This window comes from Bradyrhizobium sp. BR14999 (assembly GCF_056106085.1).
The window spans coordinates 4,503,093-4,520,862 of record NZ_CM148536.1 but is presented as its reverse complement, the minus strand read 5'-3'; the positions used below and the strand labels follow the sequence as shown (position 1 = coordinate 4,520,862).

Annotated in this window: 15 protein-coding genes; 4 read left to right on the top strand and 11 right to left on the bottom strand. The window is 64.9% G+C overall.

The genetic code is table 11. The annotated features are described in order from the left end of the window. Positions 1 to 26 precede the first annotated feature (26 nt). Positions 27 to 524, bottom strand: a complete 498-nt coding sequence (locus ACR9YP_RS20900; RefSeq protein ID WP_474216963.1) for a hypothetical protein — start codon at positions 522 to 524, stop codon at positions 27 to 29. Between the two features lie 259 nt (positions 525 to 783). On the opposite strand from ACR9YP_RS20900, the gene ACR9YP_RS20895 reads away from it, so the two are divergent. The 3 genes from ACR9YP_RS20895 to ACR9YP_RS20885 all read left to right on the top strand — a co-directional run bounded on the left by ACR9YP_RS20895 (position 784) and on the right by ACR9YP_RS20885 (position 2,439). Further along, a complete protein-coding gene (locus ACR9YP_RS20895; RefSeq protein WP_176945705.1) occupies positions 784 to 1,137 on the top strand; it encodes a GrlR family regulatory protein in 354 nt (117 codons plus the stop codon). Between the two features lie 82 nt (positions 1,138 to 1,219). Continuing rightward, entirely contained in the window at positions 1,220 to 1,918 is a 699-nt protein-coding gene (locus ACR9YP_RS20890) for a helix-turn-helix domain-containing protein (protein ID WP_438107576.1), read from the top strand. Positions 1,919 to 1,998: 80 nt separating this feature from the next. Further along, positions 1,999 to 2,439, top strand: coding sequence for a DMT family transporter (locus ACR9YP_RS20885; protein ID WP_474216962.1), 441 nt, complete (start codon positions 1,999 to 2,001; stop codon positions 2,437 to 2,439). Positions 2,440 to 2,480: 41 nt separating this feature from the next. Here ACR9YP_RS20885 and ACR9YP_RS20880 read toward each other — a convergent pair whose 3' ends face one another. The 10 genes from ACR9YP_RS20880 to ACR9YP_RS20835 all read right to left on the bottom strand — a co-directional run bounded on the left by ACR9YP_RS20880 (position 2,481) and on the right by ACR9YP_RS20835 (position 16,132). Next, positions 2,481 to 5,168, bottom strand: coding sequence for a PAS domain S-box protein (locus tag ACR9YP_RS20880; RefSeq protein WP_438107574.1), 2,688 nt, complete (start codon positions 5,166 to 5,168; stop codon positions 2,481 to 2,483). Between the two features lie 122 nt (positions 5,169 to 5,290). Then, on the bottom strand, positions 5,291 to 6,205 hold the full coding sequence (locus ACR9YP_RS20875; protein ID WP_474216961.1) for a DMT family transporter: 915 nt from the start codon (positions 6,203 to 6,205) through the stop codon (positions 5,291 to 5,293). Between the two features lie 80 nt (positions 6,206 to 6,285). Next, positions 6,286 to 7,101 (bottom strand): NUDIX hydrolase, encoded by an 816-nt coding sequence (locus ACR9YP_RS20870; protein ID WP_474216960.1) that lies wholly within the window; start codon positions 7,099 to 7,101, stop codon positions 6,286 to 6,288. A 4-nt stretch (positions 7,102 to 7,105) separates the two neighbouring features. Then, on the bottom strand, positions 7,106 to 8,059 hold the full coding sequence (locus tag ACR9YP_RS20865) for a dihydrodipicolinate synthase family protein (protein ID WP_438107570.1): 954 nt from the start codon (positions 8,057 to 8,059) through the stop codon (positions 7,106 to 7,108). Positions 8,060 to 8,087: 28 nt separating this feature from the next. Beyond that, on the bottom strand, positions 8,088 to 8,966 hold the full coding sequence (locus ACR9YP_RS20860) for an SDR family oxidoreductase (protein ID WP_438107568.1): 879 nt from the start codon (positions 8,964 to 8,966) through the stop codon (positions 8,088 to 8,090). Positions 8,967 to 9,150: 184 nt separating this feature from the next. Continuing rightward, positions 9,151 to 10,011, bottom strand: a complete 861-nt coding sequence (locus tag ACR9YP_RS20855) for a MaoC family dehydratase (protein ID WP_438107566.1) — start codon at positions 10,009 to 10,011, stop codon at positions 9,151 to 9,153. A gap of 217 nt (positions 10,012 to 10,228) precedes the next feature. After that, positions 10,229 to 10,618, bottom strand: coding sequence for a Zn-ribbon domain-containing OB-fold protein (locus ACR9YP_RS20850; RefSeq protein ID WP_438107564.1), 390 nt, complete (start codon positions 10,616 to 10,618; stop codon positions 10,229 to 10,231). After that, positions 10,618 to 11,775 (bottom strand): thiolase domain-containing protein, encoded by a 1,158-nt coding sequence (locus ACR9YP_RS20845; RefSeq protein ID WP_438107562.1) that lies wholly within the window; start codon positions 11,773 to 11,775, stop codon positions 10,618 to 10,620. Before ACR9YP_RS20845 ends, ACR9YP_RS20850 begins: the two co-directional genes overlap by 1 nt. A 146-nt stretch (positions 11,776 to 11,921) precedes the next feature. Then, on the bottom strand, positions 11,922 to 12,266 hold the full coding sequence (locus ACR9YP_RS20840; RefSeq protein WP_474216958.1) for a hypothetical protein: 345 nt from the start codon (positions 12,264 to 12,266) through the stop codon (positions 11,922 to 11,924). Positions 12,267 to 12,640: 374 nt separating this feature from the next. Next, entirely contained in the window at positions 12,641 to 16,132 is a 3,492-nt protein-coding gene (locus ACR9YP_RS20835; protein WP_474216957.1) for an indolepyruvate ferredoxin oxidoreductase family protein, read from the bottom strand. 279 nt (positions 16,133 to 16,411) lie between these two features. On the opposite strand from ACR9YP_RS20835, the gene ACR9YP_RS20830 reads away from it, so the two are divergent. Then, positions 16,412 to 17,638 (top strand): c-type cytochrome, encoded by a 1,227-nt coding sequence (locus ACR9YP_RS20830; protein ID WP_438107560.1) that lies wholly within the window; start codon positions 16,412 to 16,414, stop codon positions 17,636 to 17,638. Positions 17,639 to 17,770 lie beyond the last annotated feature (132 nt).

The following is a 17,770-nucleotide window of genomic DNA, read 5'->3' as shown; positions in this document are numbered from 1 at the left end:
TCCGAGCGAAGCGCTGCCCGGTGTGTCTACGTCATGCTGCCGGGCATAAAGCAGCGGATGGTGACGCCCATGTAGCCGTAGATCGGCCAGACCATGGTCCGTCCGACTCGGTTCGGCTCCGAGATCACGGCTTCCTCGGGCACGTCCACCCAGACGAGTTCCTGCGGCTGGCCGTCGATGGCGGAGCCATAGCGCGGGACGCGGACACGATAGTGCCCGTCCTTGCTGTCCCAGTCGGAGTCCGAGAGCGCCGAGCCGTCGGCGTCGGAGCAGCAAGGCCCCTTGCCGCTACGAAGGCCGTCGAACCAGGCCTTCAAATCCGCATTGGTGTTGACGAAGTGGCCACGGTCACGCGCGTGCCCGAAGGGAGCCGCGAGCGCAATCAGGCCCAAGGCGCACGCCAGCCTTGTCACACCTCGCCAGCGTGTCGCGCTGCCGATCCGCCGTCGTTCGCTTTTGCAATTCGTGGGACGCGCACCGTACAGACGCGGCTCATCGCCGCCGGAATCGATCCAGTTGCTCACGTTCGTCTTGCTCCAGCACTCCGCGGCCAGTGCAACAATGGTTATGCATTTCGCGGGCCAACTCCGATTCGCAACGTTCGGCCTCGCCTCATCATCAAACCGTCATGACGGCGTCACGCACAAGCCGGGACAACTACGGCTTGCGACGGCAGGCTCCCGCCAACCGGCAAAAGTGACGCGTTGCGCCGGCGGACGCGCTTTGGCATAACTGCTCTACCGGTTACGCCATTGGGCGATGGCGGCCGACCTGCGGGACGTTATGAAGAACGGCCTCTATTCGATTCACGTGACCCTGCTCGACGGTCGAGTCGGCAAGGGCAGTGGCGTCATTCTCTTCCGCGACGGCAAGATTCTTGGCGGCGACGCCTACCTTTATTACACCGGCAGCTACACGGTGAAGGACAACAACACTTTCAAAGGTGAGGTCCTGGTGCAGCGCCACACCTCGCCGCGCGGCAACGACAATCCGCTGTTCGGCGGCCCCGCCCCGGTCGGCATCGGCGTCAGCGGCACCTTCACGGAGACGCGCGGGGAGATGACTGGCACGGCGCTGGTCGGCAAGGCGAGCCAGATCTTCGGCGCGACGCTGCACAGGCTCGCCGACGTCGATTAGGGCGTGCCGCCATAAGTCACGGCCCAAACTAGTCCACAGCACCCCCCCTGACATCCTGAGCAATAGATCGTATGCAGCAGGGATGCCTGGATCGTGGACATATCGCCCATGGGCACGTGACGCGGCGATCGAGCTCGGCCACCTCGCGGCGGCACAGGCAGTCGCGCTCGCCGGTCACGTACATCCGGATGTCCAGGTTGCCGCCGTCAGCGAAGGGTGGCGCATATACGTGACCACGGTCGGGGAGTTCCGCGCCATCGCGGGCGATATCGTCGTCATCCCGGCGGGCGTACCGCACGCCTCGCACGGCGGCGCCGGCTCGATCGTCAGCCATCTCTATCTATCGAGCGATCATGCGGCGGTGAGAGGGATCTCTGGGCCGCTCTGCATCCGCAACTCGCGGGCAACCTTGCCGGACGAGATGCTCGACGCGATCGGCTCGCACGATCCGTGCCCGAGACGTCTCACGCGGCCGGCCCGATGTGCCGCGCTGACGGAGCTGGTTTCGTGCGACGATCTCGCCATCCGCACGATCGCGGCACGGCAGGGTCGATCGACAGACGGCTTCATTCGGCTGTTCAAGCGAGAGGTTGGAATGACCCCCGCCGCCTATCGTCTTGCGCTGCGACTGGCATCGGCACGCTCGCGTTTGAAGCGCGGCGACACCGTCGCCGACGTGGCTTATGCCGGCTCGTTCTGCGACCAGAGCCACCTGGGTCGCCTGTTTCGACGCGCTTACGGCGCAACGCCTGCCGCCTACCGTTCAGCGTTCGCGGATTGAGACGGTCGATTTCGTTCCAGACGTGAATTGGCCTCGGGCGCTAAGCTGGCTCCACCTCTCCATGCCACTGCGAGCCGCGCATGAACCTCTTGGCACCTTTCGTGGTCCTGTCCGCAGGCCTGAGCCTCGCCTTTCAGCAGGTGCTGAACGCCAGTCTTGGCAACGCCATGCAATCCGCGCGGTGGGCGGCGTTCGTGAGTTATCTTGGCGGGACAATCGCGTTGCTGCTGGTTCTGGTCGCCGTGCGCGAGCCGATACCCGCTGCCGCCCTGGCCGGACGAGCCCCTTTGATCGCATGGACCGGGGGAATCTTCGGCGCGATCTTCATCGCGACCAGCATCCTCATGGTGCCGCGCCTCGGCGTGGCGACGGTGTTGACGTTGATCGTCGTGGGTCAGTTGCTCGGTTCGTTGGCGTTCGATCACATCGGCATGTTCAGCCTGCCGCACCATCCGATCACGTTGACACGCATTTTGGGCGCTTGGTGTCTCATCCTGGGCGCGGCTCTCGTTCGCGGGTAACGATCGCCGAAGCGCCGCGCGCTAATGAGTCCGCGGCCTGGTCATTCCGCCGCCTGTTCGAGCGGCGCTATGCGCGGCAGGATCATCTGGATGCGCGTGCCGCCGCCCGGCTCGGAATCGAGATCGAGCCGGCCGCCGAGCCGATTGGTGACGATGCTGTAAACGATGTGCAGGCCGAGGCCGGTGCCGCCCTGGTCGCGCCGCGTCGTGAAGAACGGATCGAAGGCACGGCGGCGGACGTCGAGCGACATGCCGCAGCCATTGTCGGAGAAGAGGATCTCGACATTGTCCTTGCCGGACTCGCGCACCTGGATGTCGATGGTCCCCGGCCGGCCGTCCGGGAACGCATGCGCCACCGAATTGAGAAACAGATTGGTCAGCACCTGGCCGTACGGGCCGGGATAGCTGTTCATGGTGAGGTCCGGCTGACACTCGACGTTGAGCGTCAGATTGTGCTTGCGCAGGCCGGGTCGCAGGCTCATCACCACCTGCTCGGTGAGGTCGCCGAGGTCGAAGCTGCGCTGGTCCGAATAGTTGCGGTCGGCCGCGACCTGCTTGAACGACTGGATCAGCTCGGCGGCGCGGTTGAGGTTGGAGACCAGCTGCGAGGAAGCATCGCGGCTGGTGTTGAGGAAGTCGTTGAGCGTGGAGCGGCGGAGCTCGCCGCGCTCGACCTCAGCCGTGAACATCGCGGTCTTGCGCTCCAGCGCGGAAGCGACCGTGAGGCTGATGCCGACCGGATTGTTGACCTCGTGCGCGACGCCGGCGACCAGGCGCCCGAGCGCGGCGAGCTTCTCCGCCTCGATCAGCGAGGCCTGGGTCTCGCGCAGATTGCGCAGTGCAGTCTCGGCGGCTTCCTTGGCTTTCCGCATCTCCTGCTCGCCGCGCTTGCGCTCGCCGATGTCGAGCGCGACGGTGACGATGCGCTCGATCTCGCCTTCGGCGTCGAGCAGCGGCAGCTTGTTGACCAGCCATTGCCGCATGTTGCCGGAGGCGTCCTTGTACTCCTCCTCATAGAAGCCGAGTCCCTTGCGGAACTTGAGCACGCGCTTGTCGCTCTCGTCGGACTTGGCAGCGCCGTAGCGCGACATCAGGTCGGCCGTGGTGCGGCCGAGTGCGTCGCCCGGCTCGATGCCGAAGATGCCGGCCATGTAGCGGTTCATCAGCACGTAGCGCAGGTCGCGGTCCTTGACATTGATCACCGCGGGCACGGTGTCGATGACCTGCTGGAGCAGGCGCCGGCCTTCGGCGATGGCGTCTTCGGCCCGCTTCTGGTCAGTGATATCGCGCAGCGTGCCCTCGTAGCGGACGATGTTGCCCTGCTCGTCCCGCACGCCGGTGGCGCTGTCGGAGAGCCACAGTATGTTGCCGCTGCGCTGGCGCACCTGATATTCGAACTCGCGCACCATGCCGTCGCGCGCCATCAGCCGTTGGTATTCGGCGCGCGCCTCGGGATGGACGTAGATCGTATGGGCGATGTCGTTGATGCTGTCGATAAGGTGCTGCGGGCTGTCGTAGCCCATCATCCGCGCCAGTGCCGGATTGGCGTTGAGGAGATCGCCGGCCGGTGTCGTCACGTAGATGCCATCGACCGAGCCTTCGAACAGTTTGCGATAGCTCTCCTCGGCGAGGCGCTGCTCGGTGAGCGCGCGCACCGCCGCTTCGCGCGCGGTGTCGGCCTCCTCGAGCGCGCGGCGGAACACCTCGGCTGCCCGTGCGATGTCACCGATCTCGTTGTCGACGTCGGCGGACGGGATCGACGTGTCTTTCTGGCCCGCCGCAAGCGCGCGAATGGAGCGCGCGATCTGGGCGAGCGGACGGACCGTCCTGCGCACCACGAACAGCGCGGCGCCGATGCCGATCAGCACGCCGACCGTACCGAGCACGATGCTCTGCCACCGCGCCTCGGTCAGCGTGCGGGCAAAATCGCGCGACAGCACGTGGCCGCGCCGGGCGCTGACCTCGCGCAGCAATTCGGTGACGCGGCCGATCAGCCGGCCCTCGGTGCCCAGCACCTCGCGGTCGATGTCGGCGATCTGCCGCTCGCGGACGGCGACCGCCATGATCGCCTCGGCGTAATCGTTGACGGCCGACCTCAGCTTGCCATCGGCGATGTCCATCGCCCGCATTCCCTCCGCGGCCTGCTCGGCCGCGGACGGGTTGCGCGCCAGCAGTCCGAGCGCGATGCGGCTCTGCGCCTCGGACAGGCGGGAGGCCAGCTCGCGGTCCGAAGTGCCGGCGACGGCCGCGTCGAACCGGTCACGCAGCGGCGGCAGGCCGGCGAGCAGCTGGGCGCGGCGGTCGATCAGGGTCGAGATCCGCTCCAGGCCGGTCCGGTAGGTCGCCAGCCGCTCCGTGACCCCGTCGATCATGTCCTGCTGCTCGGGCGCGAGCTCGATGCGGGTCTTCTTCAGGATATCGCTTAAGGCGGAGGCCGCCTCGCCCACCTGCTGGAACTGGATGCCGGCGCCGGGATCGGTGACGAAGTCGCGCGCGGCAAGGCGCAATTCGTTCATGCGGCGGTCGATGTCCTCGGCGAGGTCCCCGACGCTCTGGAGCCGTTGCAGCTCAGCGAACGTGGTGTCGATATGCCGGATCGCGATCACGCTCGCGGTCGAGGTGACGATGATCACCGCCAGCACCAACAGGAAGCTGCCGAAGGTGAGCTGGCCGATGGAGAGCGAAAAAGTTCGCTTTTTCTCAGGGGTCGGCGTCAATTCGGCGGACATTGGTGTTTGGGGGACCGGGCTAATGGAGGTCCAATATACGACGTATTGCGCCCCCGGGGGAACATGCCTCTGGCCGCCGAATATCCTTAATATCGGGCCTGCCGCCCCTCCTCCGTTTCGGACTATGAGCCTGTGACGCTTGTCCGCCGCCGGGCCGGGATCGTCATGGCGGCAACGCCGAGGACGACGCAGGCCAGCCCGATCCAGGCGGTCCGGCTCAAGATCTCACCGAGGAAGGCGACGCTGATGGCAACCCCGATCGGGACGCGCAGGTAGGCCTGCGCGGTGGTGCCGACCGAGCCTAGGGTCTGGATCAAGCGGAAGTAGATCGCAAACGCTGCTGCGGTCGAGAACACCGCGAGCGCCAGCAGAGCCAACACGGACGCAAGCGAGGGTGACAGCGTCCAGGGCTGCTCGATGACGAGCGAGGCCGGGATCAGCACCGCTGCGCCCGCCAGCAGCGAGCCGGCGGCGGGCGCCATGGGATCGAGCCCCTTGAAACTGCGGCCGAAGATCGCGGCGCAGGCATAGCAGATGGTGGCGGCCACGATCGCCGCCTCCGCCAGCAGGCCGCTACCGATGCCATGGAAGGCATCGACGCCGACGATCAGCAGGATGCCGACCATGCCGGCGATCACGCCGAACAGCTTTCGCGGCGGCGTCGCCTCGTGGCGGGTGATCAGCGCCGTGAGCACGAAGGTGAAGATCGGCCCGGCCGAGTTGAGGATGGTCGCGAGCGCGGCACCGACATGGCGCTCGCCCCAGGCGATCAGCGTCCAGGGGATCACGCTGTTGAGCACCGCCTGAAACGCGAAGCGCTGCCAGGTTGCCGCATCCGTTGGCATCCCGATGCCGCGCGCCCGCATGACGATGAGCAGCAGCAGGCCGGCAATGGTGGTGCGCGCCGCAATCAGCGTGATCGCCGGGATGGTGGCGACGCCGAGCTTGATGAAGGTGTAGGAGCCGCCCCAGAGCGTTGCGAGCGCGACCAGCAGCGCCAGCTCGACGGCGATGTTGGTACCCTGCCGGTCGTCCATGCGTTGCGTCCCGTCCATTCGCGATGAACGGAACCTAGCGCGTCCGCAGCCGCCGATACTTCGTTTGGTGTCGAACTATCCTAGCCGAGCGCCCCGACCTCGAACACCTCGCCGTCGTAGCCGGCCTCGCGGGGAATGCGGAGCTGGCGGCCGGTTTCGGTCTTGGTCATCACAGGCATGACCGTGACGATCGACATCCCGCGGGCGTGCTCTAGTGCGGCACTCACGTTTGGCTGCTTGGCAAGCCGGATCAGATTGCGCGTGGTCGGGAACGGCAGCTTGAAGCGGCCGATCTCCCCGCCCTCCACCGCCTCGCGCGGCGAGACCCAGATCGAATCCGTGGACTCGCGACCATCATGGGCGCCGAGCTGATCGGGCGGCGCTGCCGCAAGAAAGAACCAGGTGTCGAAGCGCTTCGGCATGCCCTCCGGCGTAATCCAGTGCGCATACGGCACGAGCGTGTCGAGCGCGAGCTGGAGGCCGTTATCGGCCAAAATGCTCATGAAGCTGACCTTGTGCTCGTTGAGCGCGACGCGATGCGCGTCGGCGATCTCGCCGGCACGCTTGGCGTCGACCGGCGCGCCCGTCTCCTTCGATCGCGCCAACAGGATGCCGCTCTCTTCAAAAGTCTCGCGGATCGCGGCGATCCGAAAACCGCGGTCCGCTTCGCTGAGGCCCTCGCCGCCCGAGTAAAGGTTGGAGCGGGCGACGATCTCCTTGTCGCCGGCATCGACGCTGCCGCCGGGAAACACCAGCGCGCCCGAGTTGAACTCGATCTGATGATGGCGGACCATCATGAAGACTTCGATCTCGTCGCGGCTCTTGCCGTCGACACCCGCGCCGTCGCGCAGCAGGAGGATGGTCGAAGCCGGGCGTGATGCTGATGTCTCTGCCATTCGATTAGCCTGCGGCGCTGGATTGCGGGCCGAGATTGGCGCGCTTGTCGACCCGGGCGACGCGCGAGAGGAGATAATCGACCTCCGCCTTCGCCGTCGGGGTGATGGTCGCGCCGGGCTTGCGCTGCGCGCTGGAGGCGATGATGCCGCGCTTCTGCAATACGTATTTGCGCACGGCAAGGCCGGCGCCGGGCTGCTGCTCGTAGCGGATCAGCGGCAGATGCGCGTCGAACAAATCATGCGCGGCGTCGCGCTTGCCGGCCTTGGAGAGGTTCACGACGTCGATCAGGAGCTCGGGGAAAGCGTAGCCGGTCATGGCGCCGTCGGCGCCGCGCTCCATCTCGAAATCCAAAAAGAGCCCGCCATTGCCGCAGAGGATCGAGAGCGGACGGAGCGAGCCGTCCTTCTGGAAATTGCGCAGGGTCGAGATCTTTTCCAACCCCGGCCAGTCCTCGTGCTTGAGCATCACGCAGTTCGCATTGTCCGTGACGATCTTGCGGATCACGGCGGGGGTGAACACCACCGAGAGGGTCAGCGGATAGTCCTGGAGCACCCAGGGCACATCCGGGCCGATCGCTTCGGCTGCCTGCTTGAAATAGCCGACGATCTGGTCGTCGGTGCGCAAGCTCGGCGGCGGCGCGATCATCACGCCGGCCGCGCCTGCATCCATCGAGGCCTTCGCCAGCGAGCGCATGGTGGCAAAACCCGGCGCGGAGACGCCGACGATCACCTGCATCTTTTTGGCGCGCTTGACGAAGCGCACCGCGACCTGCTCGGCCTCGGCGGCATCGAGCTTCGGCGCCTCGCCGAGGATGCCCAGCACCGTGACGCCGTCGCAGCCGACCTCCTCGTAGAAATCTGTCAGGCGGTCGATCGAGCGCTCGTCGATCCGGCCGTCGTCGTGGAACGGCGTCGGCGCGATTGCGAAGGTGCCCTTGGCGTCGGCGGTGAGTTTCATCGTCTTCCTTGTTTCTCTCTGTCGATGGCTAAAACCGCCGCGCGCCCATCTTGATCTGCTCCTCGGAGAAGAAGATCTCCTTGGCGTGATCGACGATGTCCCGGGCCTTCCAGCCCGAGTGCGGCGGTTTCCAGCCTTCCATTTCCATCATCCGCATTTCGCGCACGCCGCGGGGCCCGGACACGCCCAGCACCTTGCCGGTCTGGTCGCCCGACAAATCGCTGACCATGTATAGCACGGCCGGCGCGATGCCGTCCGGCCCCAGCGCCGCCGAGGGGTTCTCCTTATAGCGGGGCAGGTCTGCGGTCATGCGGGTCAGCGCGCCCGGGGCCAGCGTCCAGATCCGGATGTTGTACTTGCGGCCCTCGATCGCCAGCACGTTGGACAGGCCCCAGATGCCGCCCTTGGCCGCGCCGTAATTGGTCTGGCCGAAATTGCCGATCAGGCCCGAGGTCGAGGAGGTGTTGACGATGACGCCGCCGCCGTTTTCCCGCATCCAGCGAAACACCGGCATGGTGCAACAGAAAGTGCCCTTCAGATGCACCTTGATGACCTTGTCCCAGTCGGCTTCAGACGCCTTGTGAAAGGTCTGGTCGCGCAGGATGCCGGCGTTGTTGACGAGGATGTCGGCGCGGCCAAAGTGCTTGATGGCGTCGTCGAACACCGACTGACCGCCCTCCATGGTGGAGATGTCGGCGCCGTTGGCGACCGCCTTGCCGCCTTCCGCCTTGATCGCGTCCACCACTTGCTGCGCCATGGACTTGTCGGCCCCGGAGCCGTCGCGGCGGCCGCCGAGGTCGTTGACGACGACCGAAGCCCCTTCCCGCGCGAACAGCTTTGCATAGGCCTCACCGAGCCCCCCGCCCGCGCCGGTGATCAGCGCAACCTTGCCGTCGAGTAGTCCCATGGTGGCGTCTCCCTGTTTGCTTTTTCTTCCACCTCGCCCCGCTTGCGGGGAGAGGTCGGATCGCCCTTGCGATCCGGGTGAGGGGGTACAGGTCTCAATACCGTCCCTTCTCGTGGTGAGAGCCCCTCACCCCGCCCTCTCCCCGCAAGAGCGGGGCGAGGGAGACGGCGGCCGTACCGTGTTGCTAACCCAGCACCGTCTTGCCGTTCTTGATCACGGTGACACCGCGCGACTTCACCTTGGCTTCGAACGAGATCACATTGCCATCCTTCCAGAGGTCCATGGTCACGGTCTCGCCGGGATAGACCGGCGAAGAGAACCGCGCGACGTGCTGGCGGAAGGCGGAAGCGTCGTAATCGGCATAGGTCTGCAGCACGCCGCGGCAGGTGATGCCGTAGGTGCACATGCCGTGCAGGATCGGGCGCGGGAAGCCGGCCTTCTTGGCGAACTCGGGATCCGAGTGCAGCGGGTTGCGGTCGCCGCAGAGGCGATACACCAGCGCCTGGTCGGGACGCGTGGTGATGTCGATGGTCTTGTCGGGGCTGCGCGACGGAATCCTGTGCGGGTCGGGCTGCGTCAGGTTCGGCCCGCCAAAGCCGCCATCGCCGCGGGCGAAGCGCGAGGCCACCAGAGTAGCCAGCTTCTCGCCCTTCTCGTTCTTCAGCACGGTCTGGTGGCTGATCACGACGCCCTTGTCCTTGCCCTTGTCGTAGACCTCGAGCACGGAGGAATCGGCCGTGATGTGCGCGGCGACCGGCAGCGGCTGGTGGAAGGTGATGTCGCGCTCGCCGTCGACCACCATCACGCGGTTTAGGTTCATTTCGCCGGGACCCGAGCCCCATGCTGCGACGGACGCGAATGTCGGCACCACCTTCAGCGGCCGCGGCGTCAGCGTGCCCTCGTTGACGAAGGCGAGCTCCTTCTCGTCCATGGGATCGGCGCCAAGGCCGATGCCATAGGCGTAGAGCATCACCTCGCGATCGGTGTAGGCGTATTTCTGGCCGATGTTTTTCAGCCCTTTGAGCTCTTCGTATCTGGCGGACATGTTGTTTGCCTTCCTCCCAGTATCTCCGCGAGCAGCGGCGCTCGTTAATGTGCCCTCTCCCCTTGTGGGAGAGGGCCGCACCGCTCTTGCAACAAACTCACTCGGGTGAGGGGTTGGCTCTGCAGTAACACTTCTCGTGTGGAGAGAGACCCCTCACCCGGCAGCCTTCGGCTGCCACCCTCTCCCACAAGGGGAGAGGGTTACATCTCGCTTCGCGTCAGGCCACCGTGAAGAACGGCAGCGGTGCGCCGTCGGTCGGCTTGAACACCACCTTCACCTTCTGGCCGATCTTCAGCCTCTCGAGATCGCAGTCGACGAAATTGGTCTGCACCGACGGCCCCTCCTTCAGCGTGACGTAGCCGATCGCGTAAGGACCGGTCGGCGACTTCCGCATCAGGCTGTAGGTGTAGATCGTACCCTCGCCCGATGCTTCCTCCCACACCGTCTTGTCGGAATAGCAGAACGGGCAGATCGAGCGCGGGAAGTAATGCGCTTCGCCGCACGCCGTGCAGCGCTTGATCATGAACTTGCCTTCCTTGGCTGCGTTCCAGAACGCCGCGGTCTCCGGGTTCGTCACCGGGGCCGGATATTTTTTTGCATCTACCATCACACGCGCTCCAGAATGGCGGTCGAGGCGGCGTGGCGAACACCCAAAAGGCCGCCGGTGCCGTGGGCGATGGCGAGATCGCAATTCTTGACCTGCACCTTCGGATGCGCCTCGCCGCGCAACTGCCTGACGGCCTCGATGATCTTGGTCATGCCGCCGCGGTTGACGGGATGGTTGCTGCAAAGGCCGCCGCCATCGGTGTTGAACGGCAGCTTGCCGACGCCCGAGATCAGATTGCCGTCGGCAACGAACTTGCCGCCCTCGCCCTTCTTGCAGAAGCCGAGGTCCTCGAGCTGCATCAGCACCGTGATGGTGAAGCTGTCATAGATCGACGCGTATTTGATATCCTTCGGCGTGATGCCGGCCTCCGCGAACGCGCGCGGACCGGACCAGATCCCCGCGGAGTAAGTGAGGTCGAGATCCTTGCCGCCACGCGGGCCCTTCATGGCTTCGCCATGGCCGATCAGGCGCACAAGCGGCTTCTCCAGGCTCTTCGCAATCTCCGGCGTCGTCACGATCAGCGCGCCGCCGCCGTCGGAGACGACGCAGCAATCCATGCGGTGCAGGGGATCGGAGATCATCGGCGAGTTCAGGACATCCTCGACGGTGACGACGTCCTTGAGCATCGCATGCGGATTGTATTGCGCGTGGTGCGAGGCCGCGACTTTGATCCAGGCCAGCTGCTCGCTGGTGGTGCCATAGTCGTGCATGTGGCGCATGGCACACATGCCATAGGCATTGTGCGTGGTCGCGCCGTAAGCGGATTCGAAATCGACCTCGGCGCCGGCCGCGCGCGGCGGCATCACGCCGGTGCGCGGCTTGCCGGCGAGCGTGATCAGCGCGATCGAGCACTTGCCCGCGGCGATCGCCTCAGCCGCATGGCCGAGATGGATGATGTAGGAACAGCCGCCGGTCTCGGTGGAATCGACGTGACGAAGCTTCTTGGTGTTCAGGCCGAGATAATCGACCATCGGCCAGGCGCCGCCGGGCGCATCGCCCGCGCAGAAATAGCCGTCGACGTCGTCCTTGGAGAGCCCGGCATCCTCGATCGCGCCCTTGGCGACCTCGGCGTGGAGCTGCGCGGTGGATTTGTCCGGCGCATGCCGGGTCGGGTGCTCATAGATCCCGGCAATGTAGGCCTTGCCCTTGATGGTCAAACTTCAGGTCTCCGCTCGCGTTTCTTCTTGGCTCTTTTTTCTGAACCGCGGGGGCTTGATTGGCAAGCGCGGAAATATTCCGTCGGACGAGAGGCAGCGGGTTGGCGCAAGTGGCCCCGTTGATCCGTCATCCTCTTCAGCATCCGTCAGTGATGCATCTCCAGAACAATGACTGGGTCTGGCGATGCGCCATTCCACACGGTCGCCACGTAGCAGTAACCATTGGGGTACTCGTCGATAGCAAAACGAGCGGCCTCCGGAGCCACCAGGCGAGCTTTCACCTCGCTCTTCCAGAACGAAAAACGATCGCCAGTCGAGATCCACCGCAACGGCTTGCCAACATCAGCAACCACGAAGCTCGCACCATTCTGCAAGAGGTGCTCGATCTTGGCCGCACCAGCGCTTTCAGCGGGCTGTGAATCCAATAGGCCTGCGTTCGTCCAGAGTTCTTCAAGCGGCAAGCGTGTCACAATGCGACGAGCCCAATCCATACCGCACCTCAGTCCCCGTTCAGGCTGGCCCAAACGACATCGCGTCACCAGCGCGGAGCAAAAGTATAAAGATGTTTTGCCCGACGGCGCAAGTGTATTTCTTTTTTACCGAAAACAACCCCATGCACAGTAGAGCGGCGTTGATTTCAAACGGAAAAACGCAGGGGACTTGTAGCCCGGATGGAGCGAAGCGCAATTCGGGGATCTTCACCCGCGGATGCGCTTGTCCCGGATTGCGCTGCGCTCCATCCGGGCTACGGGGCTACTCCGCAGAAATCGTAGGGTGGGCAAAGCGAAGCGTGCCCACGTCTTAGATAACTCGGAGAGATGGTGGGCACGGCGCATCGCGCCTTTGCCCACCCTACGAGACCGCCCTACTCCGCTGCGATCTGCCTTGGCGCTGGCGGCGGGTTCGCCAAATCCGCGGCGAGCTGGGCATAGCGGGCCTTGGCATCATTCACCGCCTTCTCCTTCACCGGGCCGTAGCCGCGGATGCGGTCGGGCAGCGAGAGCAGTTCGACAGCGGTGTCGTGCGTGACCGGCGATAGCAGGCCGAGCACGGTTGAGACATCCTTCTCGTAGCCGGCGATCAGGTCACGCTCGAGCTTGCGGTCGGCGCTGCGGCCGAAGATGTCGAACGGGGTGCCGCGCAGGAATTTGAATTTTGCCAGCACGCGGAAGATGTTCAGCATCCATGGGCCGAAGGCGCGCTTCTTCGGACGGCCCAGCGCGTCGACGCCGCTGCTGAGGATCGGCGGTGCCAGATTAAAGTTGAACTTGAAGTCGCCCTCGAACTGGTCGCGGAGCTGCCGCTCGAAGGCGCCATTGGTGTAGAGGCGTGCGACTTCGTATTCGTCCTTGTAGGCCAGGAGCCTGGCGTAGTTCACCGCGACCGCGCGCGGCAGCGCATCGCCATAGCCGCCCTTCACCGCGGCTTCGCGAACCTGGTCGACCAGCTTGCGATAACGCTTGGCGAGACGGTTGTTCTGGTAGGCGGTGAGATGCTTGGCGCGATGCTCGATGACCTCGTCCAGCGTCATCGCCTCCAGCGTCTTGGGCGCAACGACCTCGTTCGTCCCCTTCAGCATGTCGGCAAGGCGCTTGGGGTCGGCGACCGCAAGGCGTCCGAGGCGGAAGGCCTCCTTGTTCATCTTGATCGAGACGCCGTTGACCTCGATGGCCTGCTCGATCGCTTCAGCCGACAGCGGGAACAGTCCCTTCTGATAGGCATAGCCCATCATCATCATGTTGGTGGCGATGGCATCGCCGAGGAGCTGCTCGGCAGGTCTGGTGAAATCGAAGAATACGGAGTCCTTGTGCAGCGCCGTCTCCAGCACCGCGTTCAGCTTGCGGGTCTGGAAGTTGAAATCGCGGTTGAGGATGAAGTCGGCGGTGGGGATGACGTGGCTGTTGATGATGCCGTGCGTGCGGCTGGAGTCACAGAGTGAGATCGTATCCTTGGCAACCGCGACCACCTCATCCGCGGCGAGCACGAGATCGGCCGTGCCGGTGACGATGCGCGAGCAGGTTACCTCGGCCGGATGATCTGATAGCCGCACATGGCTGAGCACCGCCCCGCCCTTCTGCGCCAGGCCCGACATGTCGAGGATCATCGAGGCCTTGCCCTCGATATGAGCGGCCATGCCGAGCAGCGCGCCGATGGTCAGTACACCGGTGCCGCCGACACCGCCGACCGCGATGTTGTAGGGCTTGTCGAGGGCCGGGCGCGAGGCCGGCTCCGGCAGCTCGCCGATCTCGCTGAGCTCCGCCGGCGCGCGATGGCGCGGCGCACCGCCGTCGATCGTGACGAAGGACGGGCAGAAGCCCTTCAGGCAGGAATAGTCCTTGTTGCAGGACGACTGGTTGATGGCGCGCTTGCGTCCGAACTCGGTCTCCAGCGGCTCGACCGAGATGCAGTTCGACTGCACCGAGCAGTCGCCGCAGCCTTCGCAGACCGCCGGGTTGATCATGACCCGGCGCGCCGGATCTTCCATCAGGCCGCGCTTGCGGCGGCGACGCTTCTCGGCCGCGCAGGTCTGCACGAACACGATCGCAGACGTGCCTTTGTATTCGCGGCACATCTTCATGACGTTGTCGAGCTCGTCGCGGTGATACTTCTTCACGCCGGGCGCGATGGTGTCGGCCGGGTAAGCGTCGGGATTCTCGGAGACGAGGTAAATCTCGCTGATGCCCTCGGCATAAAGCTGCGCCATGATCTTCTGCGGCGAGAGATCGCCGTCATGGCGCTGACCGCCGGTCATGGCGACGGCGTCGTTGTAGAGGATCTTGTAGGTGATGTTGGCCTTGGAGGCGATCGCCTGGCGGATGGCGAGAATGCCCGAATGGAAATAGGTGCCGTCACCGAGATTCGCGAAGATGTGGTTCTCGTTGGTGAAAGGCGCGATGCCGACCCACGGCACGCCCTCGCCGCCCATATGCGTGAACGTCTCGGTCGAGCGGTCCATCCACAGCGCCATGAAGTGACAGCCGATGCCGGCGAGCGCACGGCTGCCTTCGGGCACCTTGGTCGAGGTGTTGTGGGGACAGCCGGAGCAGAAATACGGGGTGCGGGAGACAGGCGCGACCGCCTGCATCTGCGTGGCCTGGCGGCCGTTGAACCAGTCGGCCTTGACGCGGAGCATTTCCGCAATTTCAGGGTTGAGATTAAGTCGAAGCAGCCGCTCGGTGAGCGAGGTCGCAAGCGAGGCGACGCTGAGCTCGGCGGCGAAGGTCAGAAAGCGCTTGTCGTGCTCGTCCATCTTGCCGACGATGCGCGGGCGAACATCGTCCCGCCAGTTGAACAGCTCCTGCTTGACCTGGTTCTCGACGATCTCGCGCCGTTCCTCGACGATGAAGATCTCTTCGAGCCCGATGGCGAACTGGCGCACGCCTTCCGGCTCCAGCGGCCAGGGCATGCCGATCTTGTAGAGGCGCATGCCGATCTTGGCGGCGACCTCCTCGGTGATCCCAAGCTCGCGCAGCGCCTGGCGGACGTCCTCATAACTCTTGCCCGACGCCATGATGCCGAAGCGGGCGTTCGGCGAATCCATGGTGATGCGGTTGACCCTGTTGGCGCGCGCAAAGGCGATCGCGGCAAAGCCCTTGTAGTCCTGCAGGCGCCGGTCCTGCTCGAAACGGTCGTCGGGCCAGCGCAGATTGAGGCCGCCGGGCGGCAGCTCGAAATCGGAGGGGATGATGAAGGGCTTCATCTCGTCGGTGAGGTCGATCTCGGCGGTGGTCTCCACCGTCTCCGTGATCACCTTCATGCCGACCCAGCAACCCGAGTAGCGCGACATCGCGATGCCGAGCAGACCCATCTCGATCATCTCGTGAATGCTCGAGGGGTAGAGATACGGCATCAGCGCCGAGATGAAGGCATGGTCGGACTGATGCGGGACGGTGGAGGATTTTGCACCGTGGTCGTCGCCGGCAAGACACAAGACGCCGCCATTCTTGGCCGAGCCGGCGGCATTGCCGTGGCGGAAGACGTCGCCACAGCGGTCGACGCCGGGACCCTTGCCGTACCAGATGCCGACGACGCCATCATATTTGGCGCCGGGCGAGAGGTTGAGCTGCTGCGAGCCCCACACGGCAGTCGCCGCGAGGTCCTCGTTCACGCCGGGCTGGAACTTGACGTTGTACTGTTCGAGGTGTTTTCGCGCCGCGAAGAGCTGCTGGTCATAGCCGCCGAGCGGCGAGCCGCGATAGCCGGAGATGAAGCCCGCGGTGTTGAGGCCATTGGCGCGATCGCGCCGAATCTGGGCCATGGGCAGGCGCACCAGCGCCTGAATGCCGGTGGTGAAGACGTGTCCAGTTTGCTGGGTATATTTCTGATCGAGACTGATCGGACCCTGGTTGATGCCCATGCTGTCCTCTTCCACCCTTCTTGGCGTTTGGCCACTTAAGCCGTTGCCTGCCCGTCGTTTTTAGCTAGGGCGCGCCGACCACCTCCGCCACTTTATGTCGGAAATTTCACGCTCCGCATCACAAATCTGGACCAAAGGCAGCGCCGGGTAAAAATCGCAATTTCGTGGCCTGAAACACGCTGGGCATTTTCAATTTGTGTCACCATACCCCCGCCGTCGCGAAATGAATTGATGCCCCGTCTGCCGGATGCGGGCGATTGGTCGCAGGAGAGGCTTTCGATGCGGACGATTCTGTTTGGCTTGGCTCTCGTGGGTTTGGTGTTGTGCAGTGCAGTTAGAAGCGCAGCCCGCGCCGCCGAGCCCTCGCCGGAGCTGATCGCTTACGGCAAGACGCTGGTCGAGGCCGGTGGCTGCGCGGGCTGCCACACCGCCGATCCGGCCAAGCCGTTTGCGGGCGGAAAGCGCATCGACACGCCCTTCGGTGCGATCTATGCACCGAACCTGACGCCAGACCGCGACACCGGGATCGGCGCCTGGACCGATGCCGACTTCACGCGCGCCGTGCGCTATGGCGTCGCGCCTGATGGTTCGAACTACTACCCGGCGTTTCCCTATCCCTATTTCACGCGGATGACGAAGGACGACACGCTGGCGATCCGGGCCTATCTGGGAACGCTGGCGCCCGTAGCCAACCGCAACAAGCCGGCGGAGCTGCGCTGGCCGTTCGGCTATCGCGGCCTGATGCGGGTCTGGAACTATCTGTACTTCAAGCCCGGCCTGTTCGAACCGGACCAGAGCCAAACCGCCGCGTGGAACAGAGGCGGCTATCTCGTCACCGGTCTCGGTCATTGCGGCGCCTGCCATACGCCGAAGAACTATTTTGGCGCGGACAAGCAGGCGCAGGCGCTGTCCGGCAGCGAGATCGGCGGCTGGTATGCACCAAGGCTCGACGGCGCCGCCCGCACCGGGCTGAAGTCGTGGAGCGCCGACGATATCACCGAATATCTGCAAAGCGGCCGCAACACCAAAAGCCATGCCGGCGGGCCGATGGCGGAGGTGGTCGTCAACTCGACCTCGAAGATGAGCGATGCCGATGTGCAAGCAATCGCGGTCTATCTGAAGAGCCTGCCGCCGGCGCGGCGCGAGACCATCGTGACGCCCCCTGACGATGCCGAGATGAAGGCCGGTCAGGCGGTCTACGCAAAGCTCTGCGTCGCCTGCCATGAGGCCGACGGCACGGGCAGCCCGCGGATCTATCCGCCGCTGCCCGGCAACGCGCTGCTGCAATCGATCAATCCGTCCTCTACATTGCGCATCATCCTCGACGGCGCCCACACCGTGACGACGCCGCGCGCGCCCAACACCGGCGAGATGCCGGCCTATGCCAAGCAATTGTCCAACGACGAGATCGCCGCGGTGACGAACTACATGCGCAATTCCTGGGGCAATGCGGGCCCGCTGGTGACGCCATCGCAGGTGGCGAAGGCGAGGAAAGAGGAGGAGTAGGTCACCGTCGCATCCTCACCGTCATTGCGAGGAGCTCTTGCGACGAAGCAATCCAGACTGCCACCGCCGAGGGATTCTGGATTGCTTCGCGGAGCCTGTCATCGGGCCGCGCTTCGCGCGGACCCGTTGGCT

Excerpts from the sequence above, each read along its gene's own strand:
- ACR9YP_RS20880 (WP_438107574.1), bottom strand. The coding sequence starts at position 5,168 with ATGTCCGCCGAATTGACGCCGACCCCTGAGAAAAAGCGAACTTTTTCG.
- ACR9YP_RS20835 (WP_474216957.1), bottom strand. The coding sequence starts at position 16,132 with ATGGGCATCAACCAGGGTCCGATCAGTCTCGATCAGAAATATACCCAG.
- ACR9YP_RS20830 (WP_438107560.1), top strand. The coding sequence starts at position 16,412 with ATGCGGACGATTCTGTTTGGCTTGGCTCTCGTGGGTTTGGTGTTGTGC.
- ACR9YP_RS20885 (WP_474216962.1), top strand. The coding sequence starts at position 1,999 with ATGAACCTCTTGGCACCTTTCGTGGTCCTGTCCGCAGGCCTGAGCCTC.
- ACR9YP_RS20850 (WP_438107564.1), bottom strand. The coding sequence starts at position 10,618 with ATGGTAGATGCAAAAAAATATCCGGCCCCGGTGACGAACCCGGAGACC.
- ACR9YP_RS20875 (WP_474216961.1), bottom strand. The coding sequence starts at position 6,205 with ATGGACGACCGGCAGGGTACCAACATCGCCGTCGAGCTGGCGCTGCTG.
- ACR9YP_RS20895 (WP_176945705.1), top strand. The coding sequence starts at position 784 with ATGAAGAACGGCCTCTATTCGATTCACGTGACCCTGCTCGACGGTCGA.
- ACR9YP_RS20860 (WP_438107568.1), bottom strand. The coding sequence starts at position 8,966 with ATGGGACTACTCGACGGCAAGGTTGCGCTGATCACCGGCGCGGGCGGG.
- ACR9YP_RS20855 (WP_438107566.1), bottom strand. The coding sequence starts at position 10,011 with ATGTCCGCCAGATACGAAGAGCTCAAAGGGCTGAAAAACATCGGCCAG.
- ACR9YP_RS20840 (WP_474216958.1), bottom strand. The coding sequence starts at position 12,266 with ATGGATTGGGCTCGTCGCATTGTGACACGCTTGCCGCTTGAAGAACTC.
- ACR9YP_RS20865 (WP_438107570.1), bottom strand. The coding sequence starts at position 8,059 with ATGAAACTCACCGCCGACGCCAAGGGCACCTTCGCAATCGCGCCGACG.
- ACR9YP_RS20890 (WP_438107576.1), top strand. The coding sequence starts at position 1,220 with ATGCCTGGATCGTGGACATATCGCCCATGGGCACGTGACGCGGCGATC.
- ACR9YP_RS20870 (WP_474216960.1), bottom strand. The coding sequence starts at position 7,101 with ATGGCAGAGACATCAGCATCACGCCCGGCTTCGACCATCCTCCTGCTG.